Source organism: Psychrobacter phenylpyruvicus DSM 7000 = NBRC 102152 (genome assembly GCF_000685805.1).
In the GTDB taxonomy this organism is placed as follows: domain Bacteria; phylum Pseudomonadota; class Gammaproteobacteria; order Pseudomonadales; family Moraxellaceae; genus Psychrobacter; species Psychrobacter phenylpyruvicus.
Genome location: NZ_JMKP01000015.1, coordinates 1 through 26,460 on the forward strand (window position 1 = coordinate 1; position 26,460 = coordinate 26,460).

At 43.9% G+C, this 26,460-nt stretch carries 21 protein-coding genes; 9 read left to right on the forward strand and 12 right to left on the reverse strand.

Annotated features, from left to right (window positions below; genetic code table 11):
- Positions 1 to 16 precede the first annotated feature (16 nt).
- Positions 17 to 1,114, reverse strand: a complete 1,098-nt coding sequence (locus tag G561_RS0107265) for an ISAs1 family transposase (RefSeq protein ID WP_028858946.1) — start codon at positions 1,112 to 1,114, stop codon at positions 17 to 19.
- A gap of 14 nt (positions 1,115 to 1,128) precedes the next feature.
- Between G561_RS0107265 and G561_RS0107270 the strand changes: the two genes are divergently transcribed.
- Positions 1,129 to 1,488 (forward strand): hypothetical protein, encoded by a 360-nt coding sequence (locus tag G561_RS0107270; RefSeq protein ID WP_028858947.1) that lies wholly within the window; start codon positions 1,129 to 1,131, stop codon positions 1,486 to 1,488.
- A 221-nt stretch (positions 1,489 to 1,709) separates the two neighbouring features.
- Here the strand turns inward: G561_RS0107270 and uvrA are convergent, their stop codons facing one another.
- Complete coding sequence (uvrA, locus tag G561_RS0107275; RefSeq protein ID WP_028858948.1) at positions 1,710 to 4,691, reverse strand: excinuclease ABC subunit UvrA; 2,982 nt, start codon at positions 4,689 to 4,691, stop codon at positions 1,710 to 1,712.
- A gap of 426 nt (positions 4,692 to 5,117) precedes the next feature.
- Between uvrA and G561_RS0107285 the strand changes: the two genes are divergently transcribed.
- Together G561_RS0107285 and ssb are read left to right on the forward strand one after the other, a co-directional pair.
- Positions 5,118 to 6,482: an MFS transporter gene (locus G561_RS0107285; RefSeq protein ID WP_028858949.1), complete on the forward strand. Its 1,365-nt coding sequence runs from the start codon at positions 5,118 to 5,120 to the stop codon at positions 6,480 to 6,482.
- 107 nt (positions 6,483 to 6,589) lie between these two features.
- Positions 6,590 to 7,240, forward strand: coding sequence for a single-stranded DNA-binding protein (gene ssb / locus G561_RS0107290; RefSeq protein WP_028858950.1), 651 nt, complete (start codon positions 6,590 to 6,592; stop codon positions 7,238 to 7,240).
- A 124-nt stretch (positions 7,241 to 7,364) separates the two neighbouring features.
- Here ssb and G561_RS14220 read toward each other — a convergent pair whose 3' ends face one another.
- Positions 7,365 to 8,804 (reverse strand): pyridoxal phosphate-dependent decarboxylase family protein, encoded by a 1,440-nt coding sequence (locus tag G561_RS14220; RefSeq protein ID WP_051584434.1) that lies wholly within the window; start codon positions 8,802 to 8,804, stop codon positions 7,365 to 7,367.
- A gap of 333 nt (positions 8,805 to 9,137) precedes the next feature.
- On the opposite strand from G561_RS14220, the gene G561_RS0107300 reads away from it, so the two are divergent.
- The 3 genes from G561_RS0107300 to G561_RS0107310 all read left to right on the forward strand — a co-directional run bounded on the left by G561_RS0107300 (position 9,138) and on the right by G561_RS0107310 (position 11,273).
- On the forward strand, positions 9,138 to 9,326 hold the full coding sequence (locus G561_RS0107300; protein ID WP_028858951.1) for a hypothetical protein: 189 nt from the start codon (positions 9,138 to 9,140) through the stop codon (positions 9,324 to 9,326).
- A gap of 79 nt (positions 9,327 to 9,405) precedes the next feature.
- The gene (locus G561_RS0107305) at positions 9,406 to 10,308 is read left to right on the forward strand and encodes a TatD family hydrolase (protein WP_051584435.1); all 903 of its coding nucleotides are present in this window, start codon (positions 9,406 to 9,408) and stop codon (positions 10,306 to 10,308) included.
- A gap of 155 nt (positions 10,309 to 10,463) precedes the next feature.
- Positions 10,464 to 11,273 carry a tRNA threonylcarbamoyladenosine dehydratase gene (locus G561_RS0107310; protein WP_028858953.1) on the forward strand — a complete coding sequence of 270 codons (810 nt, stop codon included), beginning with the start codon at positions 10,464 to 10,466 and terminating at the stop codon, positions 11,271 to 11,273.
- A 35-nt stretch (positions 11,274 to 11,308) separates the two neighbouring features.
- Here G561_RS0107310 and mnmC1 read toward each other — a convergent pair whose 3' ends face one another.
- From mnmC1 to ispZ, 4 genes are all read right to left on the reverse strand, one after another.
- A complete protein-coding gene (gene mnmC1 / locus G561_RS0107315; RefSeq protein ID WP_028858954.1) occupies positions 11,309 to 13,612 on the reverse strand; it encodes an FAD-dependent 5-carboxymethylaminomethyl-2-thiouridine(34) oxidoreductase MnmC1 in 2,304 nt (767 codons plus the stop codon).
- A gap of 82 nt (positions 13,613 to 13,694) precedes the next feature.
- The gene (locus tag G561_RS0107320) at positions 13,695 to 14,234 is read right to left on the reverse strand and encodes a hypothetical protein (RefSeq protein ID WP_028858955.1); all 540 of its coding nucleotides are present in this window, start codon (positions 14,232 to 14,234) and stop codon (positions 13,695 to 13,697) included.
- 38 nt (positions 14,235 to 14,272) lie between these two features.
- Positions 14,273 to 14,569 (reverse strand): YciI family protein, encoded by a 297-nt coding sequence (locus G561_RS0107325; protein ID WP_028858956.1) that lies wholly within the window; start codon positions 14,567 to 14,569, stop codon positions 14,273 to 14,275.
- A gap of 85 nt (positions 14,570 to 14,654) precedes the next feature.
- Positions 14,655 to 15,209 carry a septation protein IspZ gene (gene ispZ, locus G561_RS0107330; RefSeq protein WP_028858957.1) on the reverse strand — a complete coding sequence of 185 codons (555 nt, stop codon included), beginning with the start codon at positions 15,207 to 15,209 and terminating at the stop codon, positions 14,655 to 14,657.
- Between the two features lie 293 nt (positions 15,210 to 15,502).
- On the opposite strand from ispZ, the gene G561_RS14225 reads away from it, so the two are divergent.
- Positions 15,503 to 16,435, forward strand: coding sequence for a PHP domain-containing protein (locus G561_RS14225; RefSeq protein WP_037031940.1), 933 nt, complete (start codon positions 15,503 to 15,505; stop codon positions 16,433 to 16,435).
- On the opposite strand, the gene truD is transcribed toward G561_RS14225, so the two are convergent.
- Entirely contained in the window at positions 16,424 to 17,581 is a 1,158-nt protein-coding gene (truD, locus tag G561_RS0107340; protein WP_028858958.1) for a tRNA pseudouridine(13) synthase TruD, read from the reverse strand. The two genes, G561_RS14225 and truD, sit on opposite strands and share 12 nt — an antisense overlap.
- 148 nt (positions 17,582 to 17,729) lie before the next feature.
- Between truD and G561_RS0107345 the strand changes: the two genes are divergently transcribed.
- Complete coding sequence (locus tag G561_RS0107345) at positions 17,730 to 18,305, forward strand: GNAT family N-acetyltransferase (RefSeq protein ID WP_028858959.1); 576 nt, start codon at positions 17,730 to 17,732, stop codon at positions 18,303 to 18,305.
- Between the two features lie 83 nt (positions 18,306 to 18,388).
- Here the strand turns inward: G561_RS0107345 and G561_RS0107350 are convergent, their stop codons facing one another.
- From G561_RS0107350 to lon, 4 genes are all read right to left on the reverse strand, one after another.
- Positions 18,389 to 19,552, reverse strand: coding sequence for a RecX family transcriptional regulator (locus G561_RS0107350; protein ID WP_028858960.1), 1,164 nt, complete (start codon positions 19,550 to 19,552; stop codon positions 18,389 to 18,391).
- 32 nt (positions 19,553 to 19,584) lie between these two features.
- Positions 19,585 to 20,637: a recombinase RecA gene (recA, locus tag G561_RS0107355; protein ID WP_028858961.1), complete on the reverse strand. Its 1,053-nt coding sequence runs from the start codon at positions 20,635 to 20,637 to the stop codon at positions 19,585 to 19,587.
- Between the two features lie 490 nt (positions 20,638 to 21,127).
- The gene (locus G561_RS0107360; RefSeq protein WP_028858962.1) at positions 21,128 to 21,679 is read right to left on the reverse strand and encodes a superoxide dismutase family protein; all 552 of its coding nucleotides are present in this window, start codon (positions 21,677 to 21,679) and stop codon (positions 21,128 to 21,130) included.
- A 385-nt stretch (positions 21,680 to 22,064) separates the two neighbouring features.
- Positions 22,065 to 24,656, reverse strand: a complete 2,592-nt coding sequence (lon, locus tag G561_RS0107365; protein WP_227674065.1) for an endopeptidase La — start codon at positions 24,654 to 24,656, stop codon at positions 22,065 to 22,067.
- Between the two features lie 391 nt (positions 24,657 to 25,047).
- On the opposite strand from lon, the gene G561_RS0107370 reads away from it, so the two are divergent.
- Positions 25,048 to 26,424 carry a Na+/H+ antiporter family protein gene (locus G561_RS0107370; RefSeq protein WP_172462151.1) on the forward strand — a complete coding sequence of 459 codons (1,377 nt, stop codon included), beginning with the start codon at positions 25,048 to 25,050 and terminating at the stop codon, positions 26,422 to 26,424.
- Positions 26,425 to 26,460 lie beyond the last annotated feature (36 nt).

Here is a 26,460-nt window from a genome sequence, read left to right on the forward strand (position 1 = left end):
ATACAGGGCAATCGCACTATAAAACTCTCCCGAATAGAACCTGCTCACGATAATCAAGATTTTGAGAAGCCCTAATACGGCGTCGTTTCACTGACAGTTTAGTATCATCTCTATCACGTAGTAGATTTAAAGCTGTACGAGTGAGTAAGGCTTTATTACTTCGGGCATTCTTCTCAAGCTTTACCGAGCGGTCTTCACCGAAGGTCACATCAAGCACCCAGTGCTGAGAATTTTCTATTGCCCAATGAGAACGTATATATTGAGCAACGATAGGTAAATCAGTCAAAGAGGTCAAATAATAACGCCGTTCAGTATGGCTATCTTCACCTATACTACGAGTAGACTCAACCATAGCCACGGCATTTAAGCCTGTCCAATCAGACTTATTATCTAACCAATCTATCTTTGTAGATAGCGCATAACGTCTTACTTCTATACGACCATGATCTTTATCAACAGTTTCATTGATGGGTAAATTACCTGAATCAAATTGTGTGTCTAACCAAAGCTTAACGTCGTCATATAAAAGCTCATGGTTTCTTTTCAAGGACAAGATATAGTCGGCTTTAGCTTTAACAAGCTGTTTACAGACATCCTTTTGACAATACATCGCATCCCCGGTCACAACGCTGCCCTTAAGATTGATCATATCAAGCAGTCTAGGCAGTGTCGTTATCTCGTTGTCTTTACTATTTACTTGCGTTTGTGCTAATACCAATTTAGTTTCACTGGCAAAGGCAGTGACTAAATGAATAGAGTCTGTATCTTTAAAGCCACCTTGGAGAAATTTACCATCAATGGCAATGTGTGTATGGTCTTTAACACTTTCGGTCATCCAATGAGCAAAGCATAGGGCAAAGTGATCTTTGTCTATCATTTTCATGACATTTCCAAAGGTGTCATGCGAGGGTATACCATAAGGCATAGCGAGAACCCTCTCAAACCACGACCTGTTCTCTTTGGCAAAGTCTTCGACACTCACCCAGTCGTTATAGCCGCAGATAAAAGCGGTTAGCGCAATAAATATGACGTTCTCTAGTGGATGATAGAGATTTTTGTTTTGGCGTCTTGGGTCATTGAGTTTGGCAAAGAACTCTCTTGGATCGTTGAGCATAATAGCTCCCTCTTATGGATCGGGTGCTATATTTTACTCCTTCTTTGACTTTTTGTAGTGCGATTGCCCTGTTTAATGATAATATCGAGCTAATTAATAAAATCCTATTGCCGTTAAAGTACTTAATCAAACACTCTGCTTTCCAAGAGGAACAGGAGTGTCGGATGATATATATGACATCTATTAGTAGCCCAGAAGTAGTGATGGATTTTGGTAGGGCTTTATATATTGAATACGAACCCGAAGTTAAATCAAACTTAGATAAAATATATGTCGCACCTGCTGCGACTCATTATCAACAATATCTTGCTAAATTATTAAGTGGTACTGATGTCAAAATCGAATTATCTAAACTTCCTTATCGGCATACATAGAGAGAAGTATTCGCCCTTCCCGAGGGACGAGGGGCGACTAGGTTGTTAAAGAACGCCTACCCATAACCCGCATATTTCTCCCTTTCTTAAGAACACGAAACTAAGGCCATGCTTCAATTAGGCGTGGCTTTTCCGTAAACTTATTTCAGGACGGGACAGACTAAAAAAAAGGCCATCCCAAACAGGACGGCCTTTTTCTAATTTAAAAGTTTTAAAACGATCTAAGAAGCTTCTTTCTCAAGCATAGGCTTCAAGAAATGACCGGTAAACGACGCTTCGTTATCTGCCACTTCTTCAGGCGTACCTTCAGCGATAATCATACCGCCGTTTTTACCGCCTTCAGGGCCTAAGTCAACGATCCAGTCAGCAGTCTTAATCACATCTAAGTTATGCTCAATGACCACGATGGTATTGCCCTTATCACGTAAGGCGTGCAGGATATTAAGCAGCTTATAAATATCATGGAAATGCAAACCAGTGGTTGGCTCATCCAAGATATATAAGGTCTGACCGGTATCGCGTTTGGCAAGCTCACGAGCCAGCTTAACCCGCTGCGCCTCACCCCCTGATAAAGTCGGGGCAGACTGACCTAGGCGAATATAGCTTAAGCCCACATCCATCAATGCTTGCAGGCGACGGTGAATAGGCGGAATCGCTGAGAAGAACTCAGTCGCATCTTCCACAGTCATCTCTAATACTTCTGCGATGCTCTTACCTTTGTAATGAATCTCAAGCGTCTCACGGTTATAGCGCTTGCCATGACAGCTGTCGCAAGGCACATACATATCGGGTAAGAAGTGCATCTCAACCTTGATTAGACCATCACCCTGACAAGTCTCACAACGACCGCCTTTGACGTTAAAGCTAAAGCGACCGGCTTTATAACCACGGGCTTTGGCTTCTGGCGTCTGCGCAAACAAGTCACGGATAGGGGTGAACACACCGGTATAAGTCGCCGGGTTTGAGCGAGGCGTACGGCCAATTGGGCTTTGGTCAATATCGACCATCTTGTCTAGGTACTCAAGCCCAGTAATACTTTCATATTGATCAGGCACCAAGGTCGAAGCATTATTTAGCTGAGTAGCAGCTAGCGGCATAAGGGTACGGTTAATCAAGGTTGATTTGCCCGAGCCTGACACCCCAGTGATACAAGTAAAGGTACCGATTGGGATAGTTAAGTCCACATCTTTTAAGTTATTACCGTTGGCACCTTTTAGCTCAATTTGCATTGGTACTATGTTCTTCGCTTTAGGCTTTTTGTTTTTAGCAGCTTTGGCAGCGGCTGCAGCCTTAGCTTTGCCCATCGGCATAATACGCGCTTTTTCGGGCGGATTATTGAGGTCAATGGTTTTGGCTTTGTGACGGACTTTAGGGATTTCAATTTTCTTTTTGCCCGATAAGTACTGACCTGTCAATGACTCCTCAACATCCATAATCTGTTGCATGGTACCCTCAGCAATGACATGACCGCCATGCACGCCAGCACCAACGCCGATATCAATTACATGATCCGCTTGGCGAATGGCGTCTTCATCGTGTTCAACGACTAACACTGTGTTGCCCAGATCACGTAAGCGAAGTAGCGTCTGTAATAAACGGTCATTATCACGCTGATGCAGACCAATAGACGGCTCATCGAGCACATACATAACGCCCATTAAGCCTGCGCCAATTTGGCTGGCAAGACGGATGCGCTGTGCTTCACCACCTGATAGGGTTTCGGCAGAGCGGGCAAGGTTTAGATAATCTAGACCAACGCTTACGAGGAAGTTTAGACGCTCATTAATCTCTTTAAAGATTTTTTCGCTAATTTCACCTTTTGCGCCGCTCATTTGTAAGTCTTTATAATAGTCGGCTGCATCACCAATCGATAGCTGCACGATATCGGCAATGCCTTTACCGTCAACACGTACGTTACGGGCAATTTCATTAAGACGTGCGCCATCACAGACGTTACAGGTGGTGTCGGCTAAATATTTTGCCAACTCATCACGCACAAAGTTACTTTGAGTCTTGGCATAACGGCGCTCAAGATAGGGCAGTATCCCTTCAAATGGCGTGGTTTTTTTGGTTTTTCGGCCCCGTTCATCGGTGAAGTTAAACTCAATTTTCTCTTTGCCAGAGCCTTTTAAGATAATGTCACGGTGCTCTTTTGAAATCTCTTGCCATGGAATATCCATGTCGATGTTGTAGTGCTTAGCAACCGTGGTTAATAGCCCGAAATAATAGGCATGGCGTCTGTCCCAACCATTGATAGCGCCTTGATTGAGTGACTTCTCAGGGTTAGTAACTAATTTTTCTGCAGAGAAGTACTGGCGTTTACCTAGCCCATCACAAGCAGGACACGCCCCATAAGGGTTGTTGAAACTAAATAGACGCGGTTCAAGCTCTGACACAGCTCGGTCACAGACTGGGCAAGAGTGTTTGGCTGATAAAATCTGGTCATCACTGTCTTTGTTTGAGGCGTCAGGATTGGGATTGCCATCCATATAATGCAAGATGGCCAAGTCGTTGCCTAAGCGCAGAGCCGTCTCCAAACTCTCGGCAACGCGGTTGCCTAAGTCATCACGCACTTTGAAGCGGTCAACGACCACCTCGATGGTGTGTTTTTTATTTTTCTCAAGTGCCGGCAGTTCGTCCATATCATAGACATGACCGTCGACACGGACACGGACGAAGCCTTGACCCACAAGCTGTTCAAGCAGGACGATATGTTCACCCTTACGCTCCCGTATCACAGGTGCCAAGATCATCAGCTTAGTGCCTTCTGGCAAGGCCATGATTTCATCGACCATTTCGGTAATGGTCTGCGCCACCATTGGCTCGTTGTGTACTGGACAATAGGGAGTACCGACGCGCGCGTATAACAGGCGGAGATAGTCATAAATCTCAGTAATGGTGCCGACTGTTGAGCGTGGGTTGTGGTTGGTCGACTTTTGTTCGATAGCAATAGCCGGCGATAAGCCCTCGATGCTATCTACTTCTGGCTTATCCATTTGTGATAAGAATTGACGCGCATACGCCGACAAGCTCTCGACGTAACGACGCTGGCCCTCAGCATATAAGGTATCAAATGCCAGTGAGGACTTACCAGAGCCTGATAAACCGGTGATAACCACAAATTTGTCACGTGGAATATCGATATCGATGTTCTTTAAATTATGGGTGCGTGCGCCGCGAATCTTAATGTGTTCGTGTGCCATATAGTGCCTTTGTTATTAAATTTTAAGCAGTTAGGTTTTTACAATTTTGAATAATAAATTAGGGTGTTGATTAGTTGGTATTGAATGCGATTATCGTTCGCTTAGTTTGAATAATAAAGTTAATTAAATTTTAATAGTCAGTGGTGCATCATGTATTTGATAGGCAGTGGCTATGTGAGCCACAAGCTGTGTATTGTTTATGGTCATAATTTAGCTGAAATTCAAGTAGCTAGCATACACCAAGACGGCTTATATGTGCCTTGCAAGTCACCAACTTTATTTAAAGCGTATGATGTTCGCACCATATTTTATCTATATCCATTATAATGTACGCTCGCAAACATCATTGTCTGTTAAGTGCCGATAAGAGGTATTTAAATTGTTAAGCAGACAAAATTCGTGATTGAGATAGGGTGAGACAATAGCATGAATAGCATCGAGAAACGGGCCATCAGTAGTCTAGGTGGCATATTTGCCTTACGGATGATCGGGCTGTTTATGATTGTGCCAGTGTTTTCGGTATATGGTAGCAACTATGCCCATGCCACGCCGTTTTTAATTGGCCTAGCAGTGGGTATTTATGGTCTGGGCCAAGCCATATTTCAAATCCCTATGAGTATGGCTGCGGACAAATTCCCGCGCAAACCCATGATATTCTTTGGACTGCTGTTATTTGCCATTGGCGGAATAGTAGCCGCAACAGCCACCGATATTTATGGAGTTATTATTGGTCGGGCGTTAGCAGGCAGTGGCGCGGTATCTGGGGTAATGATGGCGCTGCTTGCTGATGTAACCCGTGAGCAACAACGCACCAAAGCCATGGCAACCATGGGATTGACCATTGCAACCTCCATTATGTTGTCGTTTGCTTTAGGGCCAATGATGGTCGCTTCAGTCGGTATGTCGGGTTTATTTTGGTTAACAACAGGCTTCGCAGTGTTGGCCATGTTGTTATTATTGGCAGTACCAACGCCGGTGCGGGTATTGAAGCATAACCTTGATAACAAATCGATTGGGGCGCAGTTAAAAGAGGTGTTGGCGATTGCAGATTTAAACCGTCTGCATTTCGGTATTTTTGCGCTGCATCTGACCATGACCGCCATTTTTGTGATTGTACCGCATCAGCTTGGCGATGTGTTGGGTCTAGCAGTACGTCAACAAGGTTTGGTATATTTGCCGTTATTATTTATCGGTTTTGCCATCGCTATCCCGTTTATTATTGTTGCTGAAAAAAAGCAAAAAATGCGCCAAGTATTTTTGTCAGCCATAGCAGTGATGGCGGCGGCCTTACTTAGTTTGACAGTAGGCAGTCAGTTTGGCATAGGTTTGATCTTAGGATTAGGACTGTATTTTATTGGCCTTAACTTATTGGAAGCGACCATCCCTTCTTGGATCTCTAAAAAAGCCCCTGTTGCTAATAAAGCAACGGCTATGGGGATTAACTCATCCAGTCAGTTTTTGGGGGCTTTTTTTGGCGGTGCGTTAGGGGGTATGTTATTAAACCAAGGAGTTATGCTGTCTTGGGGTTTGCTCGGTGCAGTGATGGTGATTGCCTTGCTTTTAATCCTACCTATTGCCCAGCCTCCTTACCTTACCAGTACCACAATGGCCATTCCAAAACAGGCGGATATATCGGCTTGGTCGCAGCAAGTTATGAACGTTGATGGGGTTGATGAAGTGGTGGTTATGCCCAAAGATGGCGTGGCCTATTTGAAGCTGGATAAACAAAAGCTTACCGATAATTCACGACAATTACTGTCGCAACTAACCGAAACTAAACTAGATATTTAATTAAAAATTCGGTACAGTGGCGACATGTGCTATAAAGTTAGTTAGCGATAGCTTTTGTTAAACATTAATTAATAATTTATTAAATAGATATATAAAAAGGAAGCCTTATGCGTGGTATTAATAAAGTAATTATTGTGGGTCATTTAGGGGCTGATCCTGAGACCCGTCAATTCAGTAATGGAGGTAGTGTCACTAATATCTCTGTGGCAACTTCTGAGCAGTGGACTGATAAACAAACAGGCGAGAAGCGTGAAGCGACCGAATGGCATCGTATTTCGCTATTTAACCGTCTAGGCGAAATTGCGGCACAGTACTTACGTAAAGGTAGCCAAGTTTATATCGAAGGCAGCTTACGTACCCGTAAATGGCAGGATCAAAACGGTCAAGACCGTTACACTACTGAAATTCGCGCTGATCAAATGCAAATGTTGGGCGGCAATAGTGGTGGCGGTATGGGTAGTGTCCAGTCAACGCCAACTGGCTATGGTAATCAAGGTGGTTTCCAGGGTGGCAATCAGAATCCACAAGGTGGCTTCCAGGGTCAGCAAGGTGGGTTCCAAGGTCAGCAAGGCGGTGGATATCAAGGACAACAAGCTGGCAATCAAGGTGCTGGTAATAACCAAAATACCTTTGCTCCTCAAACTCCTGCAGCAGCGCCACAGCCAACTCCTGCTCCTGCACCAGGGTTTAATAATCAAACCACCATTCCAGCAGGCGGCATGACAGATACTCCTAAGGATGATGATATTCCGTTCTAAGTCTTATAAAAATAAGATCAGCTAAAAATAAACCCTGCAAATTTGCAGGGTTTATTTGTTTAACAGCCTTTAGTCGAATCTAGTCAATGATGATTACGAGAAATGGGCTAATATTAATAGGCGGTTATGGCTCAATTAAACCTAAAGAAACAAGATCCTCATTAATTTGATCGACCACTTGCTCAACATCTTGCTTGGTCAATAAAGGATGCATACAGCAGAATCTTAATACCGTTTTGTTATGTAGTAGGGTGGTGTAATAGATGGCATTGTTTCTTTTGGTAGATAACTCAGACAGTTTTTTATTAATCTGATTTAGCTCTTGTTCGCTGTGCTTGCCGTCATTAAAACGTACGTTAACGATGCTCAACTGGGCAGGTGATACAATTTCAAAGTGGGGCTGTTGACGAAATAGAGTCTCAAAATGTTGTGCGTTTTCAAACCCTTTATCGATAGCATTACGCATCTCTTTTAAGCCGACTCTTTGCAAGGTGTACCACAGGCGCATGCCTCTTGCTGGGGCAGTTAGCTCGATGCCCATGTCCCAAAAGTTAATGTTGGAATCATCGGACTGGATATCGGTTAAATATTCAGGGTTCTCACTAAAAGTACGTGACATAGCTTGACGGTCTTTACAGATGACTACCGCACAGCCATAGGTTTGAAATAGCCATTTGTGACCATCCCAACTGACAGAATCACTACGCTCAATCCCATCTAATAGCTTGCGATGTGAGGATAAGATGGCGCTCGCCCCATAGGCCCCGTCAATGTGAAGCCACATATCATTAGCTTCACTGATGTCAGCCAACTGATGTAGCGGGTCGATTGAACCGGTATTGGTGGTGCCACAAGAGCCAACAATTAAAAAGGGAATCATGCCATCGGCTTTATCCTGCTCGATTTGCTTTTGTAGATCTTCTGCTATCATTTGAAAGGCATCGTTGGTCTTAACTTTGCGGATATTGGCTCTAGGAATACCCATAATACGGATGCCCTTGGCCACAGAAGAATGAGTCTGATCAGAGACGTAGACAGTGCCTTTGACCAGTTCATTCTCCTTTAATTTCTCATCTCGAGCCACAATAGAGGCAGTTAGGTTGGCCATTGAGCCTCCTGAGACGAACAGCCCGCCCAACTCTTTTACTGGATAGCCAATTTGTTCGCCCATCCAGTTCATAAGTTTTTTTTCAGCGACGGCCATACCCTCACTTAAAGTATGACTGCCTCCATAAGGCGAATAAAAAGAGTTGATGGCCTCACCAACCACAGAGATGGGAGACAGCGCTAAGGGTATGAAGGAGAAGAATCGAGGGTGACTTTGTTTCGTACGGTATTTATATACCAGCTCGTTAAGCTCGTGCATCACCTCATCTGCGGATCTTGGCTCTTCTTGGAACGGGATATCGATAATGGCTTGCTTCTTAGCTTCAGGTAGTGGATTAACGATATTTGATTGGGCGGTATGTATTTGCTCCTCTACCATCAGTGGCATGAATTTGGTTAAAGAAGCTTTGGCCTCCTCCCAGTTAAATAGGTTAGCGTCATTATTATTAGATGTCATAGCTCTTGCCTTAAATAAAATATTTATTGTCTTAAATAGACAAGTAATATCAATAGCTTACAAAGACTGTGAGTCACTGTTCTTTGATTAAAATAGGAATAAAAAAAGCCACTTATAATGGGGATTATAGTTAGCTTTTGGTTTAAGTAGCTATTATAACCTAGCCTGTTTTTTGGCTTGTGTTATGTGTTGTTATTTCATATTTAAATGTAATCTTCATTGAGATATAACAGGGGCATAAGCTACTGTTATACAGAAGCCACTAAGTCCAGCTATGAAAAAGCAGTAATTAAGATTAGCAATAAAAAATACAAATAAAAAAGAGGAGGGGATATGCGTTATTCAAAGGTCCTTAAGCTAGGGGCGGTGGGATTGGCTTTATTACTAATCCCTAGACGCAGCAGTAGGGACGTTAAAGCTAAAGGCAATATTGCTCCAGATTTGACCCCTGATACCAATAGCAAAGGTCAGCTTAAGGGCGATGCTAAGTCTGACGACAATGACAGTAGCCTTGATGAATAGCAGCCTTAATTGACAGCTACATTAATTCAGCATGTCCGCTTTCACCAAACTTTATAACTTGAGGTCACAACGAGCCACTATGTCACACAGTGAAAATAATAAGGGATTAGAAACTGGCATTCATTACCCTTTGATCGACACCCACACTCACTTTGACGACTTCGTCTTTGATGCAGATAGGATTGAGCTGGCTACTTCAGCTTATCGCTCAGGGGTGCGTCACTTATTGTTAATAGGCTATTATGCCAAGTATTTTGATCGCATGTTACAGACGCAGCAACAGTTAATGAATCAAGCAGATAATGGGACTGCAGTCCCAAAAGTTTACCTTGCTTCAGGACTGCATCCTGCTTATATCTCTGAGCATACTGAGGCGGATTTAGAACAGTTGGCCCAGTTTTTACAGATGCACCCCAATGTGGCCGTTGGAGAAATTGGGTTAGACACCTTTACTGATGAATTAAAAAGCGAGCAGTCGGTGGCGAAACAAAAACGCTTTTTTGAGGCGCAATTAGACTTAGCGGTTCAGCATCAGCTGCCGGTACTGCTTCATATTCGTAAGGCTCACGCCGAGTGCTTAGCGCTACTAAAAAAGCACGATTATAAGGCCAATAAGCTGGGTGGTATTGCTCATAGCTTCAGTGGTGGTGAGCAAGAAGCTAAGGCTTTTGTAAAGTTGGGTTTTAAACTCGGGGTTACCGGTCAGATAACCAATACCAATGCCAAAAAACTACGCCGCGCCATAAAGGCAGCGGTCGAAACCTATGGCTTACAGTGCTTAGTGCTAGAGACGGATTGCCCCGACATGACCCCGATATGCTGTCAGCAAGGAGGGGAGCCAACCAGGAATGTACCCGGTAATCTAGGCTTTGTACTTCAAGGTTTGGCTGAGCTGCTCGAGGTTGACGAGCAGAGCTTGGCTAGACAGTTGTGGCAAAACAGCTGTGAGGCTTTAAGAGTTGACTGGGCTTACCCTGAATAACTTGGGTTATATAACTTGTGCTATACAGTATAATAGGCCACTGGTTTTAATTCCTGATTTTAAGTTAAGCGCTTTAGCTTAAACTTCTTAACTTAAAGCTTCCTTCACTTGTTTATCTTCCACACTCTCTTAATTTATAGAAAATAAGGTACTTTATGACCTCATCTTCCGCTTTAGACGACAGCCAATATGACCGACGCTTTAAAGGCACGCAGACTTTATATGGTCAATCCAGCTTTACTAATTTTGAGCAGGCCCATGTGATTGTGATTGGGGTGGGTGGTGTCGGAACTTGGGTTGCTGAAGGGCTAGCACGTACCGCCATTGGTAAGATGACTTTGATAGATATGGATGTGTTGGTGGCCTCGAATGTCAATAGACAGTTGCCCGCACTCGACAGCAGTTTTGGTAAGAGTAAAATCGAGGAGATGGCCGAGCGCGCACGTCAAATCAACCCTAAGCTTGAGTTGACATTAGTTGATGACTTTTTGACGCCTGAGAATGTGGCTCAGCTACTGCCTAGCCGAGAGCAGGCGAAGCAAAAGTTGCAGCAAGGTGAGGCGACCATCGTCTTGGATTGTACCGATGATATGGCAGCCAAATTGGCGATTGCATTGCATTGCCGGTTTAATAAGCTGAAACTGATTTGTGCCGGCGGGGCAGGCGGTAAGACTGATCCGCTGCAAATTACGGTCAGTGATTTAAAAGATACTTATCAAGATCCTTTGCTAGCACGTTTGCGAACCAAGCTGCGTCATGAGCATGGTATTAACAAACAATTAAAGGATAAATTTGGTATTAAATGTGTCTATTCAACGCAGCCACCGATTGTCAATAAATCAGCCGATGGCAGTGTCCAAACCGGTGGCTTACACTGTGGTGGCTATGGTTCAGCAGTGGCAGTAACCTCAGTGGTGGGCATGGTAATGGTAAGCGAAACCCTAGCCATGTTAAGCACTAAATAGAGGGAATATATACAGCTATTTACTTAGTAAACGGCTTATTTGGGTAGCGGCTTTTGTAGACTATTACGCTGTGGAGACAGTCTCTCTAGTAGTGACTGCGGCAAAGGCGTGTATTGGCCGAGCATCATGTCAGCGATAACCTCAGCACATAGAGGGGCGAAGGCATAACCCTTTGACCCCATACCACTTAAGGTCCAAATCAGGCCCTCTTCATCAACTTGTCCCACTAAAGGGTGATAGTCTGGGGTCTGAGCACGGATACCGACACGGGCCTGCCAGTTGCTATAATCTGCTGGTTTCTCACCATTCTCAAGCAGCACGCTGTCCAATTCAGGGATGGCGGTTATTAATTTCTGGTGATTTACTTCGTGCTCTGCAGTACGAATTTGGGTATCCATGTCGTTGCGCACAAAGCTTGCTCCCAATAAAAAACTAGGCGTATCAGCTGAAACAGGATTCACCAGCTCATCATTTTTACAAGGGGTAAAGCTAGCGCAATAGCCACCATATTTAAGCGGTAATTTGGGTAAAGCGGTTAACTGCGCTTGTGTGGGCTGAAACCAAGACAATTGACCACGGATTCTACGAAACTCAAATATCCGAGCATCTAAATTCTGACTGTCAAAAGCGGTGGCAATAATGACAGCATCAAAGTTTGCCAGATCATCATCCCTATCAGCATCGCTGTTATCACTATGATCACTTAGTACAGTAGATTTGGCAATTAACTGTACATTTTGCGTATTGCTAGGTGCATTAACTGAAGTTTTAGACAGCTGTATCTGCTGAATTTTGGCCTGTTTAAAGCGAATGTTGCTATGATTCAAAATAGTGTCGGCCAAAGCTTTAGGATTGACCAAACCGGCTTGAGGTAAGTAAAGATTCTCAATTAGATCTTGATGCTCTAAGCCTGTGATATCTCGGGCTTTATCGGCAGCTAAAGTGGTCGCCATTTGCTCAGGATACTCAGCAATCTGCGCAACGTCGACGTTAGATTTCACTAGTAAATCTAAGGTGCCTGTACCCTCAAATATTTGGCTAGGACGCTTAAGATGGGTAGCCGCCTCAGCTGAGTCAAAAAGCAGCTCATTCTGCCTATCTAACTGGCGATATAAGCGCTGGCTATACAGATAGCCAATACTGTGCAAATGCTCTGCTACGTGGGCGATAGGCGTCATCTTTGGTGCCAATAAGGCTCTAGGATTGCCAGAGGCTCCGGCTAAGGGAGCGGATTGGTCGATTAAAGTGATTTGTAGTCCACGTTGAGCCAAAGACCAAGCTGCCATGAGACCAGAGACGCCTGCGCCGATGATGGCTACTTTTTTATAACGCTCTTTTGTGTCTTTTGTCTCCTTTGTATAGGACTCTTTTTTATTAGGCTTATTGTGATTGATAGCGAGACTATCAGACTCATCGTCAGCAGAAGCGGTGACCGCGGCTTTGTTGGCCGTAAGCATTTCGCGCTTGCGACCGAAGCCTTTGACTTTTTTTATCTCAAAGCCAGCTGATTCTAAGCCTCTTTTTACCACGCCGGCACAGCTAAATGTAGCCGCAGTGGTGCCTGTATTTGATAGACGCTGCACCTGTTCGAAGATTTGCTCCGCCCATAATGACTCATTGCAAGAGGGTGCAAAGCCATCCAAATACCAAGCATCTACTTGAGCCTGATGAGGGGCATTGTAGTCAGCACCAGCTAATTTCTGTAAGCTTTCAGTGGCATCACCTAACCATAAGTCTAAGGTCACATCCTGCTCTAAATGTAGACGGTGACACCCTGAAACTAGCGTTGGGTATAGGGCTAATAAGCGGGTGATTAGCGGTGTGAGGCTAGGGTCATTCTCTTGCCAGCTTTGCAAGCTACGCGTTAAGTCGTCGAAAGTTAAGGGGTGCTTCTCAGTGCTGATGAGGTGTAGGCGAGGCGCTTGCTGACCAAGTTGTAACTTACAGGCATTTTGTTGGGGATGCTGAGAGTAAAGGGTCTGTTTGGTTTGTCGCCACAGCTGCCAAGTGGCTAGGATATTAAGTCCGGTGCCAAAGCCTAGCTCAGCAATGGTAAAGCTGTTTGAAGTTTTAGAGGTTAAAGTACTTTCATTAGTAGCTTTAGTGTTAGAAACAGCGTTATGAGAATCCGTATCAAGTGAGTTTAGATACTGCTCAAAAAGAGCAGCAAAGCGCTCAGGCAAATGGTTTTGTTGCAAAAACACATAACGAGATTCTGCCAGGCCATCGGCCAAAGAATAATAAACATCGCCGAATACTTCTGAGACCGGCACCAAGTTGCCCAGCTCATCTTCACGCCATGATAGTTTGGCAGGTATCACCTTAGCTACTTCACTCACGTTTTACTCACTTGTCTTAATAAAAAGGCAATGACTAACCTAATTTTAGTTAACTAGCAGCAATTAACTCACGCAAAACTAATTACCAGCGTCCGCGTCTATTGAATATGAAGCCGCCCAGTACGATACCTAAGAATAAGGACACAGCCACAGTGATTGCTCCATACATAAATAGCTGACCACTGCGCTCGTTAATCAACACATTAACCCGAGTTTCTAGGTCATTCACATCTCGCTGCAACTGGGCATTACGACTGAGTAACTCTTGATTGGCAGCCGATAATTCAGAGTCGCTTGGCTGCATGCCACTGGCCAAACTGTTTGGGTTTTCAAGGGCGTTTGGAGTTTCGTCTGGGTTTGCTTCTTGTTGATTTGGGCTTTGTGGATTAATTTCATTAAAAGGAGTGTTGGGTTGAGGGGCGACCTGTGGGTCCTCCTCTGCAGCAGACGCCTGCTGCTCATTATTAACCACCACAGTAGGCGCTGCAGAGGCAGCCGCTGGAATAAGTGAGGCGGATAATGAGCAAGTGAAGGCAAATAAGGTAGTACCGATAATTGAGCCATTACTCTTAGCTTTAGAGGGGGTAACAGCAGTATGTGCAAAGCATTGTGAAGCAGACATGACGGTGAGTTCCAATACGAAATAAAACAGGGGATCAATTAAGCAGAAGGTAGAGCTTGAATGAAGGGCTTAATATCGACATGGCTATAAACCCCTGCCTTTAAGTAAGGCTCTTCGCTCGCCCACTGTTGAACCGCTTCTAGGCTATCAAAAGCGGCGACAACCAAGCTACCCGACATACCCTCTTGGCCGTGCTCAATAGGATTAGGGCCTGCAATGACCAGCCGACCTTCTGACTCAAGCTGCTTTAGACGAGCAATATGAGCAGGGCGGGTTTCTTGTCTTAACTGTGTAGAGTTGGCAACATCGTGACCAATAATCATAAATAATGGCATAGTAAGCCTCGTATCGAAGGGCAGATTTATAGTAACCAATTGTTTAGACTAAGCGAAAACCTAGACTAAGCTGAGTAAGTCCAAGCTATTTGTTAGACTTATCGTCAGTGATTTCTGGATTGAGGTGATTTTTAAGTATAACAAACTGGCCCACCATAAACACCAACATGACAGGCAACCAGCCATAGCTTTTGAAATTAATCCACGTTTGCTCACTGGTATAAAAAGCAAAGTAGTACTGCAGTCCTGCCATCAAGATAAAGTACCCCACCCAAGCCAAGGTCAATTTATTCCACCCTGATTTGGTCAAACTAAAGACGCTCTTCATGGCCATCTCTAGTAGAGGCTTACCAACCAATACACTGATCAATAGGGCCGCTGCGAACACCCCATTAATAACTGTTGACTTCCACTTTAAGTAAATCTCATCGTGGAATAGTAGCGTTAAACCACAAAAGACTACGGTTAGCACTAAGGTCACAACTTGCTGTTTGGTCAGACGACCTTTTTGGGTCATCAAGTGAATAGCCGCAACTGCCACAGTGGCGATTAAGATTGCCCCAGCACCAGCCAAAATACCTTGGGTTTTCGCCACATAAAAGAAGGCGATTAAGGGGATAAAATCTAACAATGCTTTCATAGAAGTCACAATAATAAAATTAAGAGAATAGGAGGGATAGCTTGTGGCGATAGTTTACACGCCATTCCCCATAAAAAAAAGCATTGGCGCTATATCGAAGCTTTATAATTAAGGCTGTATTGCAGCGATAAGGTCGACTTAGAGCTGTTGTCTCAACTGTGTAATCTAGCCATTACTATAAAAGTTAACTAAAAGATGTCTGGAAATATATCGACAAATAGCAGGGGATAACCGTTACAATATTAGCTGTATAACCTTCTTATTATAAAGACCAAACTATAAAGACCAAAAATATGCCGCATAGCCTTACAGAGTCAACCTCAGCGCAAAACCCCCACGCCTTGTGTTACAAACGCATCGATTTACACAGCCACAGCACTTGTTCTGATGGCAGCAATACCCCCACCGAGCTGCTGCACAAAGCACATGAAGCTAATATCGATATCTTCGCCTTAACCGATCACGATACTTTGGCCGGTATCCCCGAAGCTAGAGCGGTGGCCGAAGAGTTGGGTATTACCTTTATTAATGGGGTAGAGATCAGTTGTCAGCACACGCTTACCGGCGGCTATGGCAAAAATAAAGCTAAGGATAAAATTATTCATGTGCTAGGTCTGGGCTTTACAGACTTTGCTGAAATGAATGAGACCTTGACCCACATTCAAGTCAGTCGTGGTAATCGCGGTCGAATGATTGTCCAAAAAATGGCGGAGCTGACAGGTCATGACTTCGATGAAATGTGGCAAGCGGTACTGCTAAAAGCAGACGGTAACGCAGATGCGGTAGGGCGTGCCCATATTGCCAAAGTGTTGTTGGAGCAAGAGATTGTACCCACCATGCAAAAAGCTTTTGATAAGTATTTGGCCGATAACAAAGCCGCTTACGTACCTCTCGAGACGTTAAGTATGGAGGACACCATTAACCTTATTCATCGCTGCGGCGGTAAAGCGGTGCTGGCACATCCAACTCGTTACAACTTATCGGCAACCCGAGTGCGCAAGTTAATTGCTGAGTTTGCTCAGTTCGGCGGTGACGGCTGTGAGCTGCCTAGCAATGATGAACCATTAAGTACTCGGCGTATGGTAGATCGCAGCATCGCTGAGCATGGACTACAAGTATCGACTGGTAGTGACTTTCATGGCAGCAGTATGCCTTGGCGTAAACTTGGTGATGTGCCAAGTTTGGCGCAAGGTCAGACGTTAGTGCTTGATGGGTTACTGAATTAAATCCGTCACTAAATTTGCCAGAACACTGGTAGCAAATGTCCCTGTGGGCAAAGTAAATTGTAGCAGTAAGCTTTGCTCATCAGGCCAAGTCCAGCTTAAGTCGCTAACTGGTAAGCGTGTGGCACGGCGCATGGTTTTAAGCTCTTTTTTCTCAAGCCCCTGAGCCAGTCTTTGTAAGACAGGATACTGTGCTACTACCTGCTGTTCTAATGCCTTGGCAGCGCCGCTAACCTTGTCATTTTTTATACCCCATAGCGGCGCGGTCGGGTGAATATCACCGCTGTCAAGGCGCTGTTGTATTTCCTGATCTAGTTGCTCAACAGTGAATACCGAACCTGAACCGTTTAAATTAAAAACATCCCCTTCAAGCGCCTTATCCCAATTATCTTGCTCAACTCGAGCGGAGACTATTTGGTTAAAAATGGCGCTGCGAGCAGAAGATAATAGTAGCGACTGCAAATCACGGCTCTTTTTTGGGTGCGGTTTGCGGCCATTTATGGTGCCTTGTTCAAACCATTCTAAAGCACTGACTATGTTGTTGCCTTGACGGCCAAAACGCTGCTCACCAAAATAATTGGGTACGCCTGCTTTGCTAATAAGGGTTAATACTTCATCAGCTTCAGCAGTCGTTGCGGCAACTTTGGGGTTTAGTTCAATATCGGTTAAGCGGATGACGAACTTATTGGCCTTATGAGTGCCACGATTAAGTTTTTTGCTGTGCCAATCTTGTTTGAGTACTTGTACTGATTCAGTCTCAGAGTTTAGATTAGCTGTGATAAATTCATCAAAGCTTAGCTCTGGCAACTCACCTTTGGGGATTCGCAAACTAAACCACTGCGTCGTTACCGCTTGTCGGTCTTTTAGCCCTGAGTAGCCAACATCACGGCCAGGGATTTTGGCCCACTTGGCCAATTGATCGGCCACAAAGCTGGTGTTCATACCGCTCTTCTTGATCAATAACCACAAATGCTCACCTGCACCAGATAGCTCAATATCCAATAATTCATCGACCTGAAAGTCTACAACAGACTGCTTAAAACGGGCGCTAGAAATAGGAGCAGGGGTAGGCTGTGCCCATTGGCGAGAGTCGGTTAACTGGGTAATTTGCTCAGGGCTAATAGGTGCATGGGAGGTGGCTGATGTCATAATAAGCTCAGAAAATAAAAGAATTTAAAAACAGTATATTGCTACGTCTTGGTAGGATTTAAGGTTTAATAGGTTTACTAATAGGCTAAGTTTCTGCTTTAATAATCTTAGGTTGTTATCTGCTAATTTATGTGTGGAGTATACCACTATGTCTAACCCCAATAAGTCCAGACCGGATGTTTTTTTGCGTCAGGCCACTGCTGAAGATGTGGCTGCCTTGCTTAGCTTGCTAAATCAATGCTACCGGGAGGACGTGGGCTGGACCAATGAAGCGCATTTAGTCGGGGGTATTCGTACTACGGCACAAGAAATTGAAGCCGTTATTAATGCACCGCGCCATTATTTATTTGTTTTCCCTGAAGTCAAAGAGGGCAATGAGACCGGTAAGATTCTAGGCTGTATTGGCGTGGATATTAAAGCAGAACAAAACACCGCCTATATTGGTATGTTTGCGGTTGATCCAAGCTTACAAGGCTTAGGCGTGGGCAATCAGATTTTGCAAGCGGCAGAGACCTTTGCCGGACGTCATCTGAAAGCTGATGATAATCCCCATAAAACCCGCTTAACCATGAGTATCTTAAGTCAACGTCCAGAGCTATTGGCTTATTATCAGCGCCGAGGGTATCAGTTAAATGGGGAGCGTCTGCCGTTTCCAGAAGATGGCAATAATGGTGAGCCAAAGCTGGCTGGCTTAGAGCTTCTTGGGCTAGAAAAGATAGTGTAAACTGGTTGTTATAACCGTTATAACCTTAACACTGATGATATACACAGGCCTACCTATTAAGCAAATAAAGGCTAATCAGCAGCCTAAAAGCGATCTTCTACAGTCTCTAAATTATGGGTAATGGCCTCAAAGCAAATGCCTGGCTTAAAGCCGCGATACTGCAAAAATCTCAGCTGGCGGGCCTTTATCTTTTGATCGGTGGGAATCTCACTCCCATATTTTTTGACCCGCGCTTCCACTGCCAAGCGCAGCCAGTCTACTCCCTCCACCAGATCGTTATCGGACAACACATCGACAAATTCTTCGTTGTCCTCCATTGCCATATCAATTAGCTCATCGATATTAGCCGGCACTTCGACTTTACGTTTATAAAAATCGTTTTTAATGCGTAAGCGGCCCCGGCCTTTGCGAATGCCTTCGCGAATGAGCATTAACGCAGTACGGTGGTCACTTTGATAGCCTTTTTCAGCAAACTCTTGTAGCAGCTCCTCGATTTTATCGGGATCTTGCTCTTTATCGAGTAGCTTCTGACGCAGCTCTCCAGCTGAATGCTCACGCCGCGACAGATAATAAAAAGCCAACCAACGCAGACGGCTATTGGCTTTGATTTCTTCTTTTTCTGCTTGGCGCTGCTCAGGCGTTTTTAGATAAGCTTTAAGTGCGGCAGGCAAGTTATCTATACCTGAGTTATCGCTTTCAACGTGGCTGTAACTCTGAGTTGAGGCGGTTGTTGTATCCTCTGAGAGAGAGTTATCTGCCTGCTCTTGCTGTTCTGCCTCGGCTTTAACTTGTGCCAATAAGCTCTTGATACTATTGGGATCGACTTCTTTTACCGGCTCAACCAGCTTAGTTTTGGGCTGGTAAGGGGAGGCGGGGTGGAAGCTTTTTTTGTTACGTTTTTTGGATCGAGCCATTCGCTCATCTGCCGTATCCTGAAGTAAGGAGGCGGAGTGAGGGTGCTCTAGCTTAGGTTTATAATCGCTATTATTTTGTCCCGACTCTGATTTCTTAAAGTCCGAGTCTTTAGAGCCTGAGTTTTTAGGGTATGATTTTGTGGGATACGAGCGTTTATTATCCTGTGATTTAGACACAGAAAAACCACGGGCAGAGGAGGTCTGTGCCCGTGATACGGTTTGGGTAGAGATACTTTTAGACTTCGCTTGCCCTGATTTTGATTGGTTTTGAGAGGGAGCTTTATCTCCCTTCTCATTCTCTGCCAAAATTTGGGCTAAGGTTTTTATCTGCATTTTATATCTTGGCGAACCCTATCTAGTCGAAGTTATTCGGCTTCAGGCTCAGCTATTTCAGAGTCGTCAGCTGTCTCAGTGGCTTTTTGGGGGTCAACGGCTAGTTTTTCAGCGCGGATTTTGGCCTCAATCTCTTCAGCAATGGCAGGGTTGTCTTTTAAGAACAACACTGAGTTGGCTTTACCTTGACCAATCTTTTCATCGCCATAACTATACCAAGCACCGGCCTTGCCAACCACACCAATCTCTACGCCTAAGTCGATAACCTCGGCCAAATGGTTGGTGCCTTCGCCATAAGTGATTTCAAATTCAGCTTGACGGAACGGTGGCGCCATTTTGTTTTTGATAACTTTGACTCGGGTTTGGTTACCAATGATTTCATCTCCACTTTTCACTGCCCCAATACGGCGAATGTCTAAGCGTACTGATGCGTAAAATTTAAGGGCGTTACCACCAGTTGTGGTTTCAGGCGAACCAAACATAACCCCAATTTTCATACGAATCTGGTTAATGAAGATAACCATACAGTTTGAGCGTTTGGCATTACCAGTAATTTTACGCAGCGCCTGACTCATTAAGCGTGCTTGCAGACCCATGTGGCTGTCTCCCATCTCGCCTTCAATTTCAGCGCGTGGAGTAAGGGCAGCGACCGAGTCAATAACGATCATATCGAGGGCACCAGAGCGCACCAACATATCAGTGATCTCAAGTGCTTGCTCACCGTTATCAGGCTGAGATACAAGCAAATCATCAGTGTTCACCCCTAATTTACGGGCATAAATAGGGTCTAATGCGTGCTCAGCATCGATAAAGGCACAAGTACCCCCTTGTTTTTGACACTCAGCAATAGCTTGTAAGGTAAGGGTGGTCTTACCCGAACTCTCTGGGCCATAAATCTCAATAATACGACCTTTTGGTAAGCCGCCAATACCTAAAGCGATGTCTAAGCCTAAAGAGCCAGTTGAAACTACATCTACATCTAGCGCAGCTGAGTTATCGCCCAAATGCATGATGGTATTTTTACCAAATTGCTTTTCGATTTGGCCTAAGGCAGCTTTTAAGGCTTTGGCTTTGTTGTCATCCATAATGATGTCCTAATTTAAGTGATTAAAAATATTTTGTTAAAAGTTGGAGTTTTAAATAACTATAATTTTTGGTTTAAAGTGAAGGGTTAGTGAATCACACTGCCTATGATAAAGACTAAGTATAAAGATTAAATTATAATTTAGTAGTACTAATAAAGGTTATTAGAATTTGTCATGTGTTTTCAGTAGAAGGTTGGCTTTAGTCTTTGTTGCAGTGGCCTATAATAACAGCGGATTCGATAGGATAAGTATAGCAAATTGTTGTCAATTTAATAGAGCAGAAAGAGCGTTATACGACAAGTAGTGTCGTATAGATTATAAGAGTATACCCTCATTATTAACTATTTAATTAAAAATAAAAAGCGCCAGCCTCTAATTTAGAGACTGGCGCTAAGGCTAGAGCGTTTGATATCTAGATCTTTAATCTAAGCTATTGATATCAATAGCTTTTTTAAATAAGGCTAGATATCAACTGTTCAAGCACATCGAATTAATAAGCTTCGATCACACCACAGGCCATACGGTCGCCAGAGTTACCAGCGGGCTGGCTAGTATAGTCATCGGCACCAGCGTGGATAATAAAGGCACGGTTGTAAACAGTGTTGGCCACGCGTGGGTCTACTGAGATGTCTTTACGCACAAAGTTCATACTCGCCACACCATTGGCATCAGCTGTGATGTTAGGTAAGTCGCCTGCATGGCTTTCTAACGCAGTAGGATGACCATGTGGTTTATTAAACGGGTTGAAATGACCGCCTGCATCTTGACCTTTATTGGCACAAGTACCATTTTCATGAATATGGATGGCATAGGTAGAGCCAGGATTTAAGCCTGTTAATTTACCAAAGACTTGCACGCCGCCTTGAACAGGGCGTAAATACATTTTACCAAGATGAGCTTGACTAACATCTACCGTTTGCATTTGGGCTTGCAAAGCAGGCTGTACTTCGGCAGGAAGATCACCTTTAGTTGGGGTAGTTTGACAGGCAGATAAGGCTAATGCAGAAGCTAAAATCGCTGAAGTAGTAAGTAGTTTTTTCATTAATAAATACTCCTAATTTGAATTATATTGTTATTTGTAGGGCTTATATTTGTAGAGCTTAGTTATTGATATAGTTTTTAATAAAAAGTAATAATTTTTTAGCAGTTGTTAATTATTTCAGTTATTTAAACTTTTTATTTATAGACTAGCTTTTTATTTATAAACTAGCTTTGTTTAGTTAATACAAAGTTATAGTAAATACTATTTAGCTAGCCATTTAAGTATAACGGGATAAGATGTAAAACCTTTAGCCAAAACGTTGCAATACGTTATAAAATGTAAATACAGTAATAAGATAGTGTACTCAAAGTGTTATGGTCATAAAAAAAGCCGCTTATAAAAGCGGCTTTTTTATCAAATTCAATAAAGCTATTTAACCCGGTAATTAACTACGTAAAGCCTTGGTAGATTTAGTAGTGTCTACTGCGACTTTAGCAGGCTTCAAAGGAGTTGGCATTTTGACCAAAGCCACTTCCAACACTTCATCAATGGTAGATACTGGCTGAATGGTCAAGCCCTCTTTGACATTGTCAGGGATATCGGCCAAGTCACGCTCGTTAGATTCAGGAATCAACACATGCTTGATGCCACCACGGTGTGCGGCTAGAAGCTTCTCTTTTAGACCACCGATACGCAGCACTTTACCACGTAAGGTGACTTCACCCGTCATGGCAATATCAGGACGGATAGCAATACCGGTCAAGGCCGATACTAAGGCAGTAGTTAGTGCGATACCGGCAGATGGGCCGTCTTTTGGCGTCGCCCCTTCTGGCATGTGTACGTGTACATCTTTTGACTTAAAGGTCTCATAGTCCACACCCAGCTTTTCACCACGCGCACGCACCACACTCATAGCCGCGCGGATAGACTCTTTCATCACGTCGCCTAGAGAGCCGGTATAAATCAGCTCACCTTTACCCGGCATGGTGATGGCCTCAATAGTCAACAGCTCACCGCCAACACTGGTCCAAGCTAGACCAGTGACACGGCCAACCTCAGGCTCTTCTTCGGCTAAACCAAAGTCGTACTGATGCACGCCTAGATAGTCACTGATATTTTTGTCATCAACTACTACGGTTTCAATCTTGGTCTTCTTAGAGGGCTTAACACCGTATTTTTCAATCGACTTACGTACCACTTTACGACAAATCTTATTCACTTCACGCTCAAGATTACGCACACCGGCTTCACGGGTATAACGCTGAACGATACTGTGTAGAGCTTCTGGCACAATTTCAATCTCATCGTTTTTTAGACCGTTTTGCTTAATGGCTTTGGGTACCAAGTACTTCTCAGCGATGTTGATTTTTTCATCTTCGGTATAACCAGGTAGACGAATCACTTCCATACGGTCTAGCAGCGCAGGCGGAATATCCATGCTGTTAGCGGTACAGATAAACATCACTTCTGATAAATCTAAATCCAAATCTAGATAGTGGTCATTAAACTTATCGTTCTGTGAAGGGTCTAGCACTTCAAGTAGCGCAGAAGCTGGGTCGCCACGGAAGTCTTGTGCCATCTTATCGATTTCATCTAATAAGAATAGCGGGTTTTTTACCTCAACTTTGGCCAACGACTGCACGATCTTACCTGGCATCGCACCGATATAGGTACGGCGGTGACCACGAATCTCAGCTTCATCACGTACGCCGCCTAAAGCCATACGTACGAACTTACGACCGGTGGCACGGGCGATAGATTCACCTAAAGAGGTTTTACCCACACCTGGGGGGCCTACCAGACAAAGGATAGGGCCACGCAGCTTTTTCACACGCGACTGCACCGCCAAATACTCTAAAATACGGTCTTTGACATCTTGCAGACCATAGTGGTCAGCGTCAAGTACTTCTTCAGCCTTATCTAGCTTAATTGAAACCTTGCTAGCTTTGTTCCATGGAGTATCTAGAATCCAATCGATGTAGTTACGTACCACAGAAGATTCACTTGAGGCTGGTGGCATCATCTTCAGCTTTTTAAATTCTTGCTCAGCTTTTTTGCGCACATCCTCTGGTAAGTCCGCCTCTTTTAAACGGGCTTCTAACTCTTCTAGATCATCTTCGCTATCAAAAGAGCCGTCGCTAATTTCAGAAAGCTCATTTTTAATGGCTTTCATTTTCTCGTTTAAGAAGTACTCGCGTTGGTTGTTTTCCATTTGACGACGAACTGCTTCTTGGATCTCTTGCTCAATAGACTGCTCGGCAGTCTGTTTCGCCAAATACTCAGTCAGGGTATTGATATGCGCTGCTATGTCGTCTTTTTCTAGTAATAGCTGCTTTTCTTCCAGATTCAGAGAGGCGCGAGTGGCAATGAAATATACCAACTCTAACAAGTCATCGATGCGATCGGCGACACGAATTAATTCACGACTATTGCGCAGACGTGACTCAGCATAGGTCGCAAATAGACTACGTAAGGCTTCGATAGTATTTTTTTGTTGCGCCTCACCCATAGGTAAGCGGATCTCACTTGGAGTGAACTCACCCTGCAACATATCACCTGCATCGGTTACTTTGTCTAATTTGACCCGATATTTACCTTCAATAAGGACTTTGATACAGTTCTCATCGCTGTCGTGTGGCATGGTGCTTACGATACGACAAACCGTCCCATACTGATATAGGTTATCCAGCTCGATGTCTTCGCTGAGCGAGTCTTTTTGTGCCACAACTAAGACCATGTCATCGAAATGCTCTTGAGCCGCTTGAATGGCTTTCACTGAAGGTTCACGGCCTACAAACAAAGCAATTTGCATGTGTGGATATACCACCACATCACGTAGAGCCAATAGCGGTAAAGTGTGTGCCTTCTCTTTGGGAGTTGGGGCCGCATCCGTTGGCTCAAAATCTGTAGTTATGTCAGAATCTTGGGCAACCTCAGTTTCAGTAGACTGTACTTTATTGTCGATTTGGTCATTGTCCACTTGGTCATCAACCAGTTGCTCGAAATTACTGTCATAATCTTTATCGGATTTACTCATATTTTTTCCTTATTGTGTGCTATAAAACCTCTTATTCAGAAGTTTTTTATGCTATGACTTAATAAATGGTGATGATAGGTGACAATTGCAAGCTTAATTGAACCACATAGTCTTTGTGCAATGACCTATAACACAAAAATCGGTTAGAATAGACAGTTTGTAACGCTATTTTTACAGAATGGTTATTTTAAAAAGCACGGTATATAACCTATACGCTATTAAAGTAGCTAACCAATCAGACAAATAGCTTTTACGATAAACCTTGATAGCGGCTTATAGTCATGAACCAATGATATGGGTGCTATTTATTCAAAAACCAACTTTTATAGAAGAAAGATTTATGCCACAGCCACTGGCGTAAATGACAACTCTATTCTATAAGGAATAAATTATGATTAATGCGGTACTATTGGCCGTAATAGTGATGTTAGGTCTATCACTGGCCCGAGTCCATGTTGTCCTTAGTTTACTGATAGGGGCAATGGTAGGAGGCTTAGTCGGTGGTTTAGGAGTTGACGCTACCTTAGCAGCCTTCCAAGAAGGGATTAAAAATGGGGCGCAAATTGCTTTGTCTTATGCGTTACTAGGGGCGTTTGCGGTAGCTATTGCCCATTCTGGTTTGCCTCAATCTCTTTCCAATGCGGTCATCAACCGTATTAATAGTGAGAAAAGTGCGGGTTCTACTTCTATTAAGTGGGCATTGTTTTTGGGTTTGGTACTGATGAGTATCTTCAGTCAAAACTTAATTCCGATTCATATTGCTTTTATTCCTTTGATTATCCCACCTTTATTAGGGGTGTTTAACCGTCTAAGTGTAGATAGACGTCTGCTGGCTTGTCTAATGACTTTTGGTCTGGTGACTACTTATATGTTTATACCTTACGGCTTTGGTGAGATTTACCTGAAGCAAATTATGCTAAAGAACGTCGGTGAAGCGGGTCTAAATGTTGAAAATATCTCAGTAATGAAAGCGATGGCCATTCCAGCAATGGGTATGCTAGTAGGTTTATTGACCGCGATTTTTATCAGTTATCGTAAGCCGCGTCACTATAATGTATCGACTTTAGCTGCTGATTCAGCTAGCGCTCAAGTTGCTGCCAATGGCAAAAATGATGCGTTATCTCAAGCAGCCGCTGCAGCCACAACGGCTAGTAAGGGCAAGACATTAGTGGCTTTATTGGCTATTGTGACCGCTTTTGTGGTTCAGCTTTATACCGAGTCATTACTGTTAGGCTCGTTATTTGGCTTTGGGGTATTTATGGCCACAGGGGTAGTGAAGTGGAACGAAGCGGACAGTGTGTTTAATGAAGGCATTAAGCTGATGGCAATGATTGGCTTCATTATGATTACTGCCCAAGGTTTCGCTGAGGTGATGAAAGCCACCGATCAGATTGCTCCGTTGATTGAAGGTGCTACCGAGCTATTTGCAGGTAATAAGGGTGTCGCAGCCTTTATTATGTTATTAATTGGTTTGATTGTGACCATGGGTATTGGCTCATCGTTTTCGACCATTCCAATTATTGCGGCCATTTATGTGCCTTTATGTATGGCGATGGGCTTTTCACCATTGGCAACTGTTGCCATTATTGGTACGGCAGGTGCGCTAGGAGATGCAGGTTCTCCGGCTTCTGACTCTACGCTTGGCCCAACGTCTGGTCTTAATGTAGACGGTCAACATGACCATATTAAAGACAGTGTGATTCCCACCTTTTTACACTATAACTTACCGTTATTGGCGTTTGGTTGGATTGCAGCCATGGTGTTGTAATCAGAGCTTTATAGTAAAACTAACAACAAAAAGCGA

What these genes read in the sequence shown, in the direction of transcription:
- G561_RS0107265 (WP_028858946.1), bottom strand. Translation starts at nt 1,114, where the DNA reads ATGCTCAACGATCCAAGAGAGTTCTTTGCCAAACTCAATGACCCAAGA.
- G561_RS0107270 (WP_028858947.1), top strand. Translation starts at nt 1,129, where the DNA reads ATGGATCGGGTGCTATATTTTACTCCTTCTTTGACTTTTTGTAGTGCG.
- uvrA (WP_028858948.1), bottom strand. Translation starts at nt 4,691, where the DNA reads ATGGCACACGAACACATTAAGATTCGCGGCGCACGCACCCATAATTTA.
- G561_RS0107285 (WP_028858949.1), top strand. Translation starts at nt 5,118, where the DNA reads ATGAATAGCATCGAGAAACGGGCCATCAGTAGTCTAGGTGGCATATTT.
- ssb (WP_028858950.1), top strand. Translation starts at nt 6,590, where the DNA reads ATGCGTGGTATTAATAAAGTAATTATTGTGGGTCATTTAGGGGCTGAT.
- G561_RS14220 (WP_051584434.1), bottom strand. Translation starts at nt 8,804, where the DNA reads ATGACATCTAATAATAATGACGCTAACCTATTTAACTGGGAGGAGGCC.
- G561_RS0107300 (WP_028858951.1), top strand. Translation starts at nt 9,138, where the DNA reads ATGCGTTATTCAAAGGTCCTTAAGCTAGGGGCGGTGGGATTGGCTTTA.
- G561_RS0107305 (WP_051584435.1), top strand. Translation starts at nt 9,406, where the DNA reads ATGTCACACAGTGAAAATAATAAGGGATTAGAAACTGGCATTCATTAC.
- G561_RS0107310 (WP_028858953.1), top strand. Translation starts at nt 10,464, where the DNA reads ATGACCTCATCTTCCGCTTTAGACGACAGCCAATATGACCGACGCTTT.
- G561_RS0107320 (WP_028858955.1), bottom strand. Translation starts at nt 14,234, where the DNA reads ATGTCTGCTTCACAATGCTTTGCACATACTGCTGTTACCCCCTCTAAA.
- G561_RS0107325 (WP_028858956.1), bottom strand. Translation starts at nt 14,569, where the DNA reads ATGCCATTATTTATGATTATTGGTCACGATGTTGCCAACTCTACACAG.
- ispZ (WP_028858957.1), bottom strand. Translation starts at nt 15,209, where the DNA reads ATGAAAGCATTGTTAGATTTTATCCCCTTAATCGCCTTCTTTTATGTG.
- G561_RS14225 (WP_037031940.1), top strand. Translation starts at nt 15,503, where the DNA reads ATGCCGCATAGCCTTACAGAGTCAACCTCAGCGCAAAACCCCCACGCC.
- truD (WP_028858958.1), bottom strand. Translation starts at nt 17,581, where the DNA reads ATGACATCAGCCACCTCCCATGCACCTATTAGCCCTGAGCAAATTACC.
- G561_RS0107345 (WP_028858959.1), top strand. Translation starts at nt 17,730, where the DNA reads ATGTCTAACCCCAATAAGTCCAGACCGGATGTTTTTTTGCGTCAGGCC.
- G561_RS0107350 (WP_028858960.1), bottom strand. Translation starts at nt 19,552, where the DNA reads ATGCAGATAAAAACCTTAGCCCAAATTTTGGCAGAGAATGAGAAGGGA.
- recA (WP_028858961.1), bottom strand. Translation starts at nt 20,637, where the DNA reads ATGGATGACAACAAAGCCAAAGCCTTAAAAGCTGCCTTAGGCCAAATC.
- G561_RS0107360 (WP_028858962.1), bottom strand. Translation starts at nt 21,679, where the DNA reads ATGAAAAAACTACTTACTACTTCAGCGATTTTAGCTTCTGCATTAGCC.
- lon (WP_227674065.1), bottom strand. Translation starts at nt 24,656, where the DNA reads ATGAGTAAATCCGATAAAGATTATGACAGTAATTTCGAGCAACTGGTT.
- G561_RS0107370 (WP_172462151.1), top strand. Translation starts at nt 25,048, where the DNA reads ATGATTAATGCGGTACTATTGGCCGTAATAGTGATGTTAGGTCTATCA.